This is a genomic window from Cellulomonas fimi, assembly GCF_028527925.1.
In the GTDB taxonomy this organism is placed as follows: Bacteria; Actinomycetota; Actinomycetes; order Actinomycetales; family Cellulomonadaceae; genus Cellulomonas; species Cellulomonas fimi_C.
The window spans coordinates 1-561 of sequence record NZ_JAPESW010000176.1 but is presented as its reverse complement, the minus strand read 5'-3'; the positions used below and the strand labels follow the sequence as shown (position 1 = coordinate 561).

Genomic DNA, 561 nt, shown 5'->3' with positions numbered 1-561 from the left:
GCGGTGACTTGCCAGGCAGGGCGCTCGCTGGCCAGGGCCAAGGCGATGGCACCGCTGCCGGTGCCCAGGTCGAGGACCTTGGCGGGGGTGGCCGGTAACAATTCCACGGCAGCTTCCACCAGCAATTCAGTGTCCGGACGCGGAATCAGCGTGTGGGGCGCGACCTCTAGGTCCAGCTTCCAGAAACCTTGCTGGCCGAGGATATACGCCACCGGCTCACCGCCACGACGACGTTGCAGGTAGCTGGCAAAAGTCAGCGCGTCTTCACTGGTGACGATTTTCTCGGGCCAAGTGTGCAAGTAGCTGCGCGACTTGCCCAGAGCCGCCGCCAACAACAATTCGGCATCCAGACGCGCAGTGGGCGAATCCGGAAGGTCAGCGGCGCGCAGCAGGCTGGCGATGATGGTCATTTATTCACCTATCGCCGCGAGTTGATCCGCCTGGTATTCGGCGAGCAATGGCTCGATTACGGCGTCTACGCCACCGGCGAGAATCTCGTCCAGGGAGTAAAGCGTGAGGTTGACCCGGTGGTCGGGGACCCGGCCCTGGGCAAAGTTGTAG

General features: G+C 63.1%; 1 protein-coding gene. It reads right to left on the bottom strand.

All coding sequences use genetic code 11. The annotated features are described in order from the left end of the window. Nucleotides 1-410 (bottom strand): HemK family protein methyltransferase (locus OMK64_RS21540; protein WP_272730168.1); only part of this gene is annotated, 410 nt, incomplete at its 3' end. Between the last annotated feature and the right edge of the window lie 151 nt (nucleotides 411-561).